15 protein-coding genes and 1 pseudogene are annotated in these 11,638 nt (G+C 61.2%); 8 read left to right on the top strand and 8 right to left on the bottom strand.

Going from position 1 to position 11,638, the window contains the following annotated elements; translation table 11 throughout:
- Nucleotide 1: 1 nt before the first annotated feature.
- From rnk to cyaY, 3 genes are all read right to left on the bottom strand, one after another.
- Nucleotides 2-412: a nucleoside diphosphate kinase regulator gene (rnk, locus tag NTD89_RS09060; protein ID WP_145158073.1), complete on the bottom strand. Its 411-nt coding sequence runs from the start codon at nucleotides 410-412 to the stop codon at nucleotides 2-4.
- Nucleotides 413-543: 131 nt separating this feature from the next.
- Nucleotides 544-762 (bottom strand): DUF1289 domain-containing protein, encoded by a 219-nt coding sequence (locus tag NTD89_RS09065; RefSeq protein WP_106575827.1) that lies wholly within the window; start codon nucleotides 760-762, stop codon nucleotides 544-546.
- A 2-nt stretch (nucleotides 763-764) separates the two neighbouring features.
- A complete protein-coding gene (gene cyaY / locus NTD89_RS09070; protein WP_094948747.1) occupies nucleotides 765-1,097 on the bottom strand; it encodes an iron donor protein CyaY in 333 nt (110 codons plus the stop codon).
- A 238-nt stretch (nucleotides 1,098-1,335) separates the two neighbouring features.
- Here cyaY and lptM point away from each other — a divergent pair, with 238 nt between their 5' ends.
- The 6 genes from lptM to NTD89_RS09100 are packed head-to-tail and all read left to right on the top strand — an operon-like array spanning nucleotide 1,336 to nucleotide 5,921.
- On the top strand, nucleotides 1,336-1,506 hold the full coding sequence (gene lptM, locus NTD89_RS09075; protein WP_106575828.1) for an LPS translocon maturation chaperone LptM: 171 nt from the start codon (nucleotides 1,336-1,338) through the stop codon (nucleotides 1,504-1,506).
- Nucleotides 1,507-1,515: 9 nt separating this feature from the next.
- On the top strand, nucleotides 1,516-2,763 hold the full coding sequence (gene lysA, locus NTD89_RS09080; RefSeq protein ID WP_242199633.1) for a diaminopimelate decarboxylase: 1,248 nt from the start codon (nucleotides 1,516-1,518) through the stop codon (nucleotides 2,761-2,763).
- 3 nt (nucleotides 2,764-2,766) lie between these two features.
- Nucleotides 2,767-3,597: a diaminopimelate epimerase gene (gene dapF / locus NTD89_RS09085; protein ID WP_242199631.1), complete on the top strand. Its 831-nt coding sequence runs from the start codon at nucleotides 2,767-2,769 to the stop codon at nucleotides 3,595-3,597.
- Nucleotides 3,598-3,610: 13 nt separating this feature from the next.
- Entirely contained in the window at nucleotides 3,611-4,327 is a 717-nt protein-coding gene (locus tag NTD89_RS09090) for a DUF484 family protein (RefSeq protein WP_242199630.1), read from the top strand.
- Nucleotides 4,328-4,329: 2 nt separating this feature from the next.
- Entirely contained in the window at nucleotides 4,330-5,229 is a 900-nt protein-coding gene (gene xerC / locus NTD89_RS09095; RefSeq protein WP_262207193.1) for a tyrosine recombinase XerC, read from the top strand.
- Nucleotides 5,226-5,921, top strand: coding sequence for an HAD family hydrolase (locus NTD89_RS09100; protein ID WP_242199622.1), 696 nt, complete (start codon nucleotides 5,226-5,228; stop codon nucleotides 5,919-5,921). The genes xerC and NTD89_RS09100 overlap by 4 nt, the downstream gene beginning before the upstream one ends.
- 205 nt (nucleotides 5,922-6,126) lie before the next feature.
- Here NTD89_RS09100 and sutA read toward each other — a convergent pair whose 3' ends face one another.
- The 4 genes from sutA to glnK all read right to left on the bottom strand — a co-directional run bounded on the left by sutA (nucleotide 6,127) and on the right by glnK (nucleotide 8,903).
- Nucleotides 6,127-6,453: a transcriptional regulator SutA gene (gene sutA, locus NTD89_RS09105; protein WP_106575834.1), complete on the bottom strand. Its 327-nt coding sequence runs from the start codon at nucleotides 6,451-6,453 to the stop codon at nucleotides 6,127-6,129.
- 102 nt (nucleotides 6,454-6,555) lie between these two features.
- Nucleotides 6,556-6,981 carry a secondary thiamine-phosphate synthase enzyme YjbQ gene (locus tag NTD89_RS09110; protein ID WP_071485166.1) on the bottom strand — a complete coding sequence of 142 codons (426 nt, stop codon included), beginning with the start codon at nucleotides 6,979-6,981 and terminating at the stop codon, nucleotides 6,556-6,558.
- A 208-nt stretch (nucleotides 6,982-7,189) separates the two neighbouring features.
- On the bottom strand, nucleotides 7,190-8,530 hold the full coding sequence (locus NTD89_RS09115) for an ammonium transporter (RefSeq protein ID WP_145158088.1): 1,341 nt from the start codon (nucleotides 8,528-8,530) through the stop codon (nucleotides 7,190-7,192).
- 34 nt (nucleotides 8,531-8,564) lie between these two features.
- Nucleotides 8,565-8,903: a P-II family nitrogen regulator gene (gene glnK, locus NTD89_RS09120; protein WP_002555808.1), complete on the bottom strand. Its 339-nt coding sequence runs from the start codon at nucleotides 8,901-8,903 to the stop codon at nucleotides 8,565-8,567.
- Nucleotides 8,904-9,326: 423 nt separating this feature from the next.
- Here glnK and NTD89_RS09125 point away from each other — a divergent pair, with 423 nt between their 5' ends.
- Nucleotides 9,327-9,590: an accessory factor UbiK family protein gene (locus NTD89_RS09125; protein ID WP_145158091.1), complete on the top strand. Its 264-nt coding sequence runs from the start codon at nucleotides 9,327-9,329 to the stop codon at nucleotides 9,588-9,590.
- 214 nt (nucleotides 9,591-9,804) lie between these two features.
- Entirely contained in the window at nucleotides 9,805-11,301 is a 1,497-nt protein-coding gene (locus NTD89_RS09130) for a YifB family Mg chelatase-like AAA ATPase (RefSeq protein ID WP_262207196.1), read from the top strand.
- Between the two features lie 246 nt (nucleotides 11,302-11,547).
- Here NTD89_RS09130 and NTD89_RS09135 read toward each other — a convergent pair.
- Nucleotides 11,548-11,628: pseudogene (locus tag NTD89_RS09135) on the bottom strand (TetR/AcrR family transcriptional regulator); the annotation flags it as partial.
- Nucleotides 11,629-11,638: the final 10 nt, after the last annotated feature.

Consider the following 11,638-nt stretch of genomic DNA (forward strand, 5'->3'; position numbering starts at 1 on the left):
GTTACAGAGAGAACGCGCCGCCGTCTTTAGGCTGGCCTTCAACGCTGAGCAGTTCAAGCTTGAGGGTTTTGCCGCCGGGTGCCGGCCAGTCGATATGCTGGCCCACTTTCAGGCCGAGTAACGCACTGCCTACCGGCGCGAGGATCGAGATCTTGCCCTCGTCTGCGTTGGCATCCTTGGGGTAAACCAGGGTCAGGTGATAGTCCTTGCCGCTGCCTTGCTCACGGCAATGCACGCTGGAGTTCATCGTCACGACACTTGCAGGCACTTCCTCGTGGCCAACCACTTCTTCGGCGCGGTCGAGTTCGTGCTGCAGGGCTTCGACGCCCGGCGAGTCCTCGCCTACACGGTCGATCAATTGCTCAAGACGCTGCACGTCGAGACGGGTAAGTATGATGGAAGGTGCGGTCATGATTCAGGCAGACTCCTTTTTTCTGCACAAAAAAGCAAAACCCCGCCAGAAAAAGGCGGGGTTCTCACGGACCTCGATGAGTTGAGGTGTACCCGGACACTACCACAGCGACACAAATAAACAAGACGACCTCAGGCACGCTCCCTGCGTTGCTCGGCCTCTGCGCAGATCACCCGGCGCCGGTTATCGTCGGCGGAGCGCCATTCACGAATGTCTTCCACATGGCGGAAGCACCCGAGGCAGACTTTCTGCTCGTCCAGGCGACACAAACTGATACAAGGTGACGGCACCGCCGGGCTGACATTGCTGAACAGCGGCTTGGGCGGGCGTACGGGTGCAGGCTGGGTCACCATCAGATCTCGTCGAAGTCCAGGTCAGCGCCGGACTGTTCCTTCGTGAGGCGAGCGAGCATTTCGCTCAGCAGCTCCTCGGTGGTGTCGTGCGCCCAACGATTTTCCTCTTCGTCGTAATCGAAGTGAAAACCACCGGTGCGGGCCGCCAGCCATAGCTGACGCAACGGCTCCTGACGGCTGAAGATCAGTTGGGTGCCGTTTTCAAACTTGACGGTCAGCACGCCGGCCGAGTTTTCCAGGTCCACGTCCAGGCCGCTGTCGTCGAAAATATCTTCCAGCGCCTGCTGGGTCGCATCCACCAGGTCGTGAAAACGGGCTTCGGTCAAACTCATTGTGGCAACCTCAAAAGTGTCTGGTTTTGCTCAAGCGCCGCACGATACGGGCGAGCCCCGCTGATTGCAAAGGATACCGAGTTCATTACCGATGGAGGTATGAAATATCCCCGGCCAGCGTAGCCTGCTTCGCGCCCAAGTCGGCAAACCCCCGCCGGACGGGTATTTCGGCGCATAGGCAAGCTGGCGGGTGGTCGGTATACTCGGGCGCAATTAATGCATATTCAAGGATTTCGCCATGAAGCGCCTGATCTCTTCCCTTGCTGCGCTCGTCGCGGTCGCTTGCCTCGTCAGTGCCTGTGGTCAAAAAGGCCCGCTCTACCTGCCCGATGACAGCAAAGACCCGAATGACCAGGCGCAGTCGTCACAAAAGCCGTCAAAAGCGCATAAGCACGACACCTATCAATAAGGGAAACCCATGGACGCTTTTAACTACCGGGACGGCGAGCTGTTCGCGGAAGGCGTGGCGTTGTCCGCGATTGCCGAGCGCTTTGGCACCCCGACCTATGTGTACTCGCGTGCGCACATCGAAGCCCAATACCGTTCGTTTACCGACCCACTGAACGGCGTTCCACACTTGGTGTGCTACGCGGTCAAGGCCAACTCCAACCTGGGTGTACTCAATGTCCTGGCGCGCCTGGGCGCCGGTTTCGACATCGTCTCCCGTGGCGAGCTGGAGCGTGTGCTGGCAGCTGGCGGCAAGGCTGACAAAATCGTCTTCTCCGGCGTCGGCAAGAGCCGCGAAGACATGCGCCGCGCTCTGGAAGTCGGCGTGCATTGCTTTAACGTCGAGTCCACCGACGAGCTGGAGCGCCTGCAAGTCGTCGCCGCCGAGATGGGCGTTCGTGCGCCGATCTCGCTGCGCGTCAACCCGGACGTCGACGCCGGCACTCACCCCTACATTTCCACCGGTCTCAAAGAGAACAAGTTCGGCATCGCCATTGCTGACGCCGAGGACGTGTACATCCGCGCCGCGCAGTTGCCGAATCTGGAAGTGCTCGGTGTCGACTGCCATATCGGCTCGCAACTGACCAGCCTGCCACCGTTCCTGGATGCGCTCGACCGCCTGCTGGCGTTGACCGATCGCCTGGGCGAGTGCGGCATCTACCTGCAACACATCGATCTGGGTGGTGGCGTGGGTGTGCGTTATCGCGATGAAGAACCGCCGCAGATCGCCGACTACATCCAGGCTGTGCGCGAGCGCACTGAAGGCCGCGGCCTGACCCTGATGTTCGAGCCGGGCCGCTACATCGTCGCCAACGCGAGCGTGTTGCTGACCCAGGTCGAGTACCTCAAGCACACCGAGTACAAGGACTTCGCCATCGTCGACGCGGCGATGAACGACCTGATCCGCCCGGCGCTGTACCAGGCCTGGATGGATGTGACAGCCGTCAAGCCACGTGCTGGCGAAGGCCGTAATTACGACATCGTCGGCCCGATCTGCGAGACCGGTGACTTCCTGGCCAAGGAGCGTCAGCTGGCCCTGGAAGAAGGCGACCTGCTGGCCGTGCATTCGGCCGGTGCCTACGGGTTTGTCATGAGTTCCAACTACAACACGCGCGGCCGTGCCGCCGAGGTGCTGGTGGACGGTGATCAAGCGTTTGAAGTGCGTCGCCGCGAGACGGTAGCCGAGTTGTATGCTGGCGAAAGCCTGCTGCCGGAGTAAGCCATGCTGCTGCGTTTTACCAAGATGCACGGGCTGGGTAACGATTTCATGGTCCTCGACCTGGTCAGCCAGCACGCGCACATCCTGCCCAAGCACGCTAAACAATGGGGCGACCGTCACACCGGCATTGGCTTTGATCAATTGCTGATCGTCGAGGCGCCGAGCAACCCGGAAGTGGATTTCCGTTACCGGATCTTCAACTCCGACGGTTCCGAAGTGGAACAGTGCGGCAACGGTGCGCGTTGCTTTGCGCGTTTTGTGCTGGACAAGCGCTTGACCGCCAAGCGCCAGATTCGCGTCGAGACTAAAAGCGGCGTGATCGAGCTGGATATTCGCAGCGACGGCCAGATCAGCGTCAACATGGGCGAGCCACGTCTGGTGCCGGCGGATATTCCGTTTCAGGCCACCGAGCAGGCGACCAGTTATGCGCTGGACGTTGATGGCAAGCACGTGGATATCGCCGCGGTGTCGATGGGCAACCCGCACGCCGTGCTGCGGGTCAACGACATCAATAACGCCCCGGTGCATGAATTGGGGCCGAAAATCGAACATCACCCGCGCTTTCCGGCACGGGTCAATGTGGGCTTCCTGCAGGTGATCGACCGTTCCCGCGCACAATTGCGTGTATGGGAACGCGGCGCCGGCGAAACCCAGGCCTGCGGCACCGGCGCTTGCGCTGCGGCCGTGGCCGCGATCAGCCAGGGGTGGATGGATTCGCCACTGTTGATCGACCTGCCCGGCGGACGCTTGTCCATCGAATGGGCAGGCCCTGGCCACCCGGTGATGATGACCGGGCCGGCCTCGCGCGTATACGAAGGACAGGTCCGCCTATGAGTGAGCAAAGCTAATGACCGACAAGCCTCAAGTACCCGCCCAAGCATCCCCGAGCGAAAGTCTGGAGGCCGCTGCTGTCGCGGCGTACCTTGAGGCTAATCCGGACTTCTTCGTCGAACACGAAGAGCTGTTGCCGGCCCTGCGCATTCCCCACCAGCGCGGCGATACCGTGTCGCTGGTAGAGCGGCAGATGAAGATTCTGCGCGAGCGCAATATCGAAATGCGTCATCGGCTCTCGCAGTTGATGGACGTGGCCCGCGACAACGACCGACTTTTCGACAAGACCCGTCGCCTGATTCTTACCCTGATGGACGCCACCAGCCTGGAAGAAACGGTGATTGCCGTGGAAGACAGCCTGCGCCAGGACTTCCAGGTGCCGTTTGTGAGCCTGATCCTGTTCAGCGACAACCCGATGCCGGTGGGTCGCTGGGTCAGCGGTGGCGAAGCGCAGACCGCGATTGGCGGCTTGCTCTCTGAAGGCAAGACCATCAGCGGCACCTTGCGTGAGCATGAGCTGGATTTCCTGTTTGGCGCCGAACAGCGCAAGCAGATCGGCTCCACCGCCGTAGTCGCCCTCAGCCATCAAGGCCTGCACGGCGTACTGGCGATTGCCAGTCGTGACCCGCAGCACTACAAAAGCTCCGTAGGCACGCTGTTTTTGACCTACATCGCTGAAGTGCTCGGCCGGGTACTGCCGCGCTTCACCACCGCCCTGCGCGCGGTGCGCTAGCCATGGAACGGCAACTGGACGCTTATTGCGCTCACCTGCGCAACGAGCGCCAGGTGTCGCCCCATACGCTGGAAGCTTATCGGCGGGACTTGAACAAGGTCCTGGCGTACTGCGAAAAACAACAGATCGCCAGCTGGAAAGCCCTGGATATCCAGAGCCTGCGCAGCCTCATCGCGCGACTGCACCAGCAAGGCCAGTCTTCACGCAGCCTGTCGCGATTGCTTTCGGCGGTGCGCGGCCTGTATCACTACCTCAACCGTGAAGGCCTGTGCGATCACGACCCGGCCAATGGCCTGGCCCCGCCCAAGGGCGAACGGCGCCTGCCCAAGACCCTCGACACTGATCGCGCCCTGCAATTGCTCGACGGTGCCGTCGAAGACGACTTCCTTGCCCACCGCGACCAGGCCATCCTCGAGCTGTTCTATTCCTCGGGCCTGCGCTTGTCAGAATTGACCGGCCTGAACCTCGATCAACTGGACCTGGCGGACGGCCTGGTGCAAGTGCTCGGCAAAGGCAGCAAGACCCGTGTGCTGCCGGTCGGCCGCAAGGCTCGGGAAGCCTTGCAGCTGTGGTTGCCGCTGCGTCTGTTGACCAACCCCGCGGACGACGCGGTGTTTGTCAGCCAGCAGGGCCGACGCCTCGGTCCACGGGCGATCCAGGTGCGGGTCAAGCTCGCCGGTGAGCGCGAGCTGGGGCAGAATCTGCACCCGCACATGCTGCGACATTCCTTTGCCAGCCATCTGCTGGAATCGTCCCAGGACCTGCGCGCGGTGCAGGAGCTGCTCGGCCACGCCGACCTCAAGACCACGCAGATCTACACCCACCTCGACTTCCAACACCTGGCGACGGTGTACGACAGCGCCCATCCACGGGCCAAACGCATCAAGGGCGGCGACTCATGAGTATCAAGCTGATCACCTTCGACCTGGACGACACACTCTGGGACAACGTACCCGTCATCATCGGCGCCGAAGCGTCGATGCGCGAATGGCTGGCGACCCATGCCTCCAAGGTCGGCGATTTGCCTCTTGAGCATTTCGCCAGCCTTCGCCAGCAGGTGTTGGAGCGCCATCCCGAGCTCAAGTACCGCATCAGCCTCCTGCGCCACCGCGTGTTGATGCACGCGTTTGAAGAGGCGGGTTATCCACAGCCCGAGGCCACGCAAATGGCAGACGTGTGCTATGAGGCGTTCATTCACGCCCGGCACCAGCTCACGCCTTTTCCTGAGGCCGAGCCGATGCTTCAAGCATTGCGCCAGCATTTCCTCCTGGGCGTGATCACCAACGGCAACGCCGACGTGCAGCGCGTGGGCCTGGCAGACTATTTCCACTTTGCGCTGCGCGCCGAAGATATCGGCATCGCCAAGCCGGATGCGCGACTGTTTCAGGAAGCGCTGCAACGCGCCGGCGTGGACGCCAGTCAGGCCGTACATATTGGCGATCACCCCGGCGATGACATCGCCGGGGCGCAGCAGGCCGGGCTGCGGGCGGTGTGGTTCAACCCGACGGGCAAGGCATGGGAAGCGGATAAGCGCCCGGATGCGGAAATTCGTAGCTTGAACGAGCTGCCGCCGTTGCTTCGCAGTTGGCAGTAACGCTATCGCGACAACACTAAAAATCAAATGTGGGAGCCGGCTTGCTTGCGAATGCGGTGTATCAGTCAGCCCATCAGCAACTGACAGAGCACTTCGCGAACACGCCCGCTCCCACATTTGATGGGTGGTGACCCGTAGGATTTATTACATCCATGAAAAAGCCCGCAGCGACGGCGGGCTTTTTCATGCAAGCGAGCGGCTGACCTCAGATAGGACGGCTACCGTACTTGTTATCCGGCTTCTTCGGTGGATCTGCTACCACGTTGGCCTCGACTTCCTGCACTTTGCCGCCTTTGGCGAGGAATTCTTCCATCGCACGGGCCAGCGCATCGCGCTCTTTGTTCTTGGCTTCAACGCTTGGCAGTTCATCTACCGAAACAGCGGCCTTGGCTTTGCCTTTGGCTGCCGGGACAGGTGCATCATCACCACCGTCGTCGTCAGCAACGTCCTCAGCTGCCGCCTCAAGACCTTCTTCGGCCTCGTCGTCGTCACCGACTTCGAGTTCGTCGTTTTCCAGATCATCGTCGCTCATGTTCTACCTCATGACTTGCGAAAAGCAGATTAGTTATAGCCCAGCTTCACCCTCTGTCGAGGTCGCCGGAAAAAAATCAACATCCACCGGATTACCAGTGGCTTATGCCCCATCACCGTGCAAGGTGGCGAGGACTTTACGAGCACCGCCATGATCACGGTGCTCGCCCAGATAAACACCTTGCCAGGTCCCCATCGCCAAGCGGCCGGCCTTGACCGGCAAACTCAGCTGGCAGCCCAGGAGACTGGCCTTGAAGTGCGCCGGCAGATCATCCGGACCTTCGTCGTTGTGTTCGAACCCTGCACGCCCTTGCGGCACCAGCGAGTTGAAAAAACGCTCGAAGTCACGGCGAACCGCCGGGTCGGCATTTTCGTTGACCGTCAACGAAGCCGAGGTGTGCTGCAACCATAAATGCAACAGTCCCACACGGCACGCCTTCAATTCAGGCAGGCCGGCGAGCAACTCATCCGTCACCAAGTGAAAGCCCCGGGGCTTGGCCCGCAGGGTTATCAGGGTCTGTTGCCACATACAGTTCTCCGCCCATCGGCGCGCATTCTAGCGCGCTCTGGAAAAAAACAAAGTACCGAATACACCTACATGCCTGTAAGAGATTCACACCCTTAAAAGTGCCGTGTGGATCCCATCACAAAGTCGGCATAAACCCGTACACCTTTAGCCACAGACAAACCCCAGACAAAAAAATGCCCGGCAAGCCGGGCATCTTTTTTTCGCGTACTTACAAGTTGTAGCCGCGCTCGTTGTGTTGTGCCAGGTCGAGGCCCACAGCCTCTTCTTCGTCAGTAACCCGCAGGCCCATGACCATGTCCAGCACCTTGAGGATGATGAAGGTCACGATAGCCGTGTAGATCACGGTGAAGCCGACGCCTTTGCACTGGATCCAGACTTGCGCTGCGATGTCAGTGGTCGCCGCGTTGAAGCCGCCCAGAGAAGGCGCCGCGAACACGCCGGTCAGGATCGCGCCGAGGATACCGCCGATACCGTGCACGCCGAAGGCGTCCAGGGAGTCGTCGTAGCCCAGTTTGCGTTTCAGGGTAGTGGCGCAGAAGAAGCACACTACACCCGCCGCCAGACCGATCACCAGGGCGCCCATTGGGCCCACGGTGCCCGCAGCCGGGGTGATTGCAACCAGGCCGGCGACGACGCCCGAGGCGATGCCCAGTGCGCTTGGCTTACCGTGGGTGACCCACTCGGCAAACATCCAGCCCAGCGCGGCAGCAGCGGTCGCAATCTGAGTGACCAGCATCGCCATACCTGCAGTGCCGTTGGCCGCAGCCGCAGAACCGGCGTTGAAGCCAAACCAACCGACCCACAGCATGGCAGCACCGACCAGGGTGTAACCCAGGTTGTGAGGCGCCATCGGCGTGGTTGGGAAGCCTTTACGCTTGCCGAGTACCAGGCACGCCACCAGGCCAGCCACACCGGCGTTGATGTGCACCACGGTGCCGCCGGCGAAGTCCAGCACGCCCCAATCGCCCAGCAACGAACCCGGACCGCCCCACACCATGTGCGCAATCGGTGCGTAGACCAGGGTGAACCAGACGCCCATGAAGATCAGCATCGCGGAGAACTTCATACGCTCGGCGAAGGCACCGACGATCAGCGCAGGCGTAATGATGGCGAACGTCATCTGGAAAGTGACGAACACCGCCTCAGGGAACAGCGCCGCAGGGCCGGTGATGCTCGCCGGGGTGACACCCGACAGGAACAGTTTGGACAGGCCGCCCACGAACGAGTTGAGGTTGACGACGCCTGCTTCCATACCGGTAGTGTCGAACGCCATGCTGTAGCCGTAAACGAACCACAAAATGGTGATCAGACCGGTGATGGCGAAGCACTGCATCATCACGGAAAGAATGTTTTTGGAGCGAACCATGCCGCCGTAGAACAGCGCGAGGCCTGGAATGGTCATGAACAGTACCAGCGCGGTGGACGTGAGCATCCACGCGGTGTCGCCGGAATTGAGGACTGGAGCAGGTACTGGGTCCGCCGCCATGGCCAGGGCCGGCATTACGAGGGACAACAGGGCTCCTAGCCCTGCGAATTTACGCAGAGTCATATTGTTTTCTCCTGGGGCGTTGGGGTTTGGCGGCTTAGATTGCGTCGGTATCGGTTTCGCCGGTACGGATGCGAATAGCCTGTTCCAGATTGACCACGAAGATCTTGCCGTCACCGATCTTGCCGGTGTTGGCGGCCTTGGTTATCGCCTCGATAACCCGGTCAAGATCCTTGTCGTCAATGGCGACATCAATCTTCACCTTTGGCAGAAAATCGACCACGTATTCCGCGCCGCGATACAGCTCGGTGTGACCCTTCTGCCGACCGAAGCCTTTGACCTCAGTAACGGTAATGCCCTGCACGCCGATCTCGGACAGCGACTCGCGTACATCGTCCAACTTGAACGGCTTGATGATGGCAGTGACTAGCTTCATGAAAACTCTCTCCCGAATTGGTGGACTTGCCCCAGGAAAACAAACCCGTCTCAAGTCTAAGCGCAGTGCCTGGCTTTGTAACGCGTCGTCGCCTCGGCATTTGCCGTTGCGACGCCAGCGAACCACTGGTGACGAAACCTGTACCCCTGATCCGTCGGCGCACTGCATTCGTCACAGCGACTGCATCAGTGCATGGGTCATGATCGTCTAAGCAGAAACCTTGCCAGCTCCGTAAAAATCACTGAAATCAGTCCTTTGCCCACTTATGCCCACCCGCGGGGCGTTTTGGCGACGCCAATGCGCACAAAAACAGTGCGCGGCCGCCCGGAGCACTGCGCGAAAAGCGTGCGCTCCAGGCGGTGAAAAAGACTATAGACGCTGCGTGATACACTGCCCGCCAACAGTTTTTCCGGAATGTTTCCCATGCTCGCGCCCAAAGATCTCCTCGACGCCCTGAGCGGCCACGCCTCTCGCCTGTTCAGCGGCGATACCCCGCTGCCTCGCAACGAAATCGAAAGCCAGTTCAAGGCGCTGCTGCAAAGCGGCTTCAGCAAACTCGACCTGGTGAGCCGGGAAGAGTTTGATAGCCAAATGGTGGTGCTGGCCCGCACGCGTGCACGGCTGGAGAGCCTCGAGGCGAAGGTCGCGGAGTTGGAAGCGCGGCTGACGCCACCTGCCGCTGAATAAACACGGTCAATGTGGGAGCTGGCTTGCCTGCGATAGCATCGCCTCAGTCTTTCTGATACACCGAGGCGTCTGCATCGCAGGCAAGCCAGCTCCCACATAAAGCGCTGTAAACGACTCCGGATACGTTCTGTAAAACCTCCCCCGCCTCGCTCTTCCCCACCTCGTCTACCCTTGAAAAACCCGCAGGAAGCGGCCTCTCTTTCAAGGAACGAGCATGTCCCTCGCCATCGTCCACAGCCGCGCCCAGATCGGCGTCGAAGCCCCTGCCGTCACGGTTGAAGTGCACATGGCCAATGGTCTGCCGTCCCTGACACTGGTGGGCCTGCCGGAAACCGCCGTCAAGGAAAGCAAGGACCGCGTGCGCAGCGCCATCCTCAATTGCGCGCTGCAATACCCAGCCCGGCGCATCACCCTCAACCTCGCGCCCGCCGACCTGCCCAAGGACGGCGGGCGTTTTGATTTGGCGATTGCCTTGGGCATCCTGGCGGCCAGTGTGCAGGTGCCGGCGTTGATGCTCGATGACGTGGAATGCCTGGGCGAATTGGCATTGTCCGGCGAAGTACGCGCAGTGAAAGGCGTGTTGCCGGCAGCGCTGGCAGCCCGCAAGGCCGGGCGCACCGTGATAGTGCCGCGGGCGAATGCCGAGGAGGCGTGCCTGGCCTCCGGGTTGAAGGTGATTGCGGTGGATCACTTGCTGCAGGTGGTGGCGCACCTGAATGGGCAGGTGCCAATCGAGCCCTACAAGTCTGATGGCTTGCAGTACCTGAACAAGCCCTATCCAGACCTGAGCGAAGTACAAGGGCAACTGGCGGCCAAGCGCGCGCTGCTGATCGCTGCGGCGGGCGCGCATAACCTGCTGTTCAGCGGGCCGCCCGGCACCGGCAAGACTTTGCTGGCCAGCCGGCTGCCGGGGTTGCTGCCGCCGTTGAGCGAGCAGGAAGCGCTGGAAGTGGCGGCGATCCAGTCAGTGGTCAGCCTCGCACCACTGAGCCATTGGCCGCACCGCCCGTTCCGTCAGCCACACCACTCAGCCTCGGGGCCGGCGCTGGTGGGAGGCGGGTCAAAACCGCAACCGGGGGAAATCACCCTCGCCCACCATGGCGTGTTGTTTCTGGATGAGTTGCCGGAGTTCGATCGCAAGGTCCTGGAGGTGCTGCGCGAACCGCTTGAATCGGGACACATCGTCATTTCTCGTGCCCGCGACCGAGTGAGTTTCCCGGCACGTTTTCAACTGGTGGCCGCCATGAACCCCTGCCCTTGCGGGTATATGGGCGAGCCCAGTGGACGCTGTCGGTGTACGCCGGAGCAGATTCAGCGCTATCGCAACAAACTTTCCGGCCCCCTGCTGGACCGGATCGACTTGCACCTTACCGTCGCCCGGGAAACCACGGCACTTAACCCGACCCAGCAGCCTGGCGATAACACGGCGAAGGCCTCGGCACAGGTGGCCGACGCCCGCGAGCGCCAACTCAAGCGCCAGGGTTGCGCCAATGCCTTTCTGGATTTGCCAGGGTTACGCAAACACTGCCAATTGGCGAAAGCCGATGAAGGCTGGCTGGAAAGCGCCTGCGAGCGGCTGACGCTGTCGCTGCGCGCGGCACATCGCTTGCTCAAGGTGGCGCGCACGCTGGCAGACCTTGAGCGGGTTGAGAATATTGCTCGGCATCACTTGGCCGAGGCTCTGCAATATCGGCCTGCGGCGGTCGGTTAGCCTGAGGCCAGCACCAGCCCTTGCAGTGAGCGGGCGTCTTGTAGTGAGCGGGCTTATTGTGGCGAGCGGGCTTGCCCCGCGTTGGGCTGCGCAGCAGCCCTAAAAACCGGCGACGCGGTCCAACAGTTGAAACATGGCGGCCGCACTGGGAGCGCTTCGCACTCCAACGCGGGGCAAGCCCGCTCGCCACAAAACTAGACCGCTCTCCACAGAAGCGTGCGGAATGGCCGCCTATGCGGGAAAGTCCAGCATCAAGTCATCGGCATACCCCATCGCCATGGCGAAGATCTGCCGGGCTGCGCGTTGGGGCGAATCACAGCGCAAAACGTCGGGCGAG

It is taken from the genome of Pseudomonas sp. 14P_5.3_Bac1 (genome assembly GCF_025466135.1).
In the GTDB taxonomy this organism is placed as follows: Bacteria; Pseudomonadota; Gammaproteobacteria; order Pseudomonadales; family Pseudomonadaceae; genus Aquipseudomonas.

Excerpts from the sequence above, each read along its gene's own strand:
- rnk (WP_145158073.1), bottom strand. The coding sequence starts at position 412 with ATGACCGCACCTTCCATCATACTTACCCGTCTCGACGTGCAGCGTCTT.
- cyaY (WP_094948747.1), bottom strand. The coding sequence starts at position 1,097 with ATGAGTTTGACCGAAGCCCGTTTTCACGACCTGGTGGATGCGACCCAG.
- lptM (WP_106575828.1), top strand. The coding sequence starts at position 1,336 with ATGAAGCGCCTGATCTCTTCCCTTGCTGCGCTCGTCGCGGTCGCTTGC.
- lysA (WP_242199633.1), top strand. The coding sequence starts at position 1,516 with ATGGACGCTTTTAACTACCGGGACGGCGAGCTGTTCGCGGAAGGCGTG.
- dapF (WP_242199631.1), top strand. The coding sequence starts at position 2,767 with ATGCTGCTGCGTTTTACCAAGATGCACGGGCTGGGTAACGATTTCATG.
- NTD89_RS09090 (WP_242199630.1), top strand. The coding sequence starts at position 3,611 with ATGACCGACAAGCCTCAAGTACCCGCCCAAGCATCCCCGAGCGAAAGT.
- xerC (WP_262207193.1), top strand. The coding sequence starts at position 4,330 with ATGGAACGGCAACTGGACGCTTATTGCGCTCACCTGCGCAACGAGCGC.
- NTD89_RS09100 (WP_242199622.1), top strand. The coding sequence starts at position 5,226 with ATGAGTATCAAGCTGATCACCTTCGACCTGGACGACACACTCTGGGAC.
- sutA (WP_106575834.1), bottom strand. The coding sequence starts at position 6,453 with ATGAGCGACGATGATCTGGAAAACGACGAACTCGAAGTCGGTGACGAC.
- NTD89_RS09110 (WP_071485166.1), bottom strand. The coding sequence starts at position 6,981 with ATGTGGCAACAGACCCTGATAACCCTGCGGGCCAAGCCCCGGGGCTTT.
- NTD89_RS09115 (WP_145158088.1), bottom strand. The coding sequence starts at position 8,530 with ATGACTCTGCGTAAATTCGCAGGGCTAGGAGCCCTGTTGTCCCTCGTA.
- glnK (WP_002555808.1), bottom strand. The coding sequence starts at position 8,903 with ATGAAGCTAGTCACTGCCATCATCAAGCCGTTCAAGTTGGACGATGTA.
- NTD89_RS09125 (WP_145158091.1), top strand. The coding sequence starts at position 9,327 with ATGCTCGCGCCCAAAGATCTCCTCGACGCCCTGAGCGGCCACGCCTCT.
- NTD89_RS09130 (WP_262207196.1), top strand. The coding sequence starts at position 9,805 with ATGTCCCTCGCCATCGTCCACAGCCGCGCCCAGATCGGCGTCGAAGCC.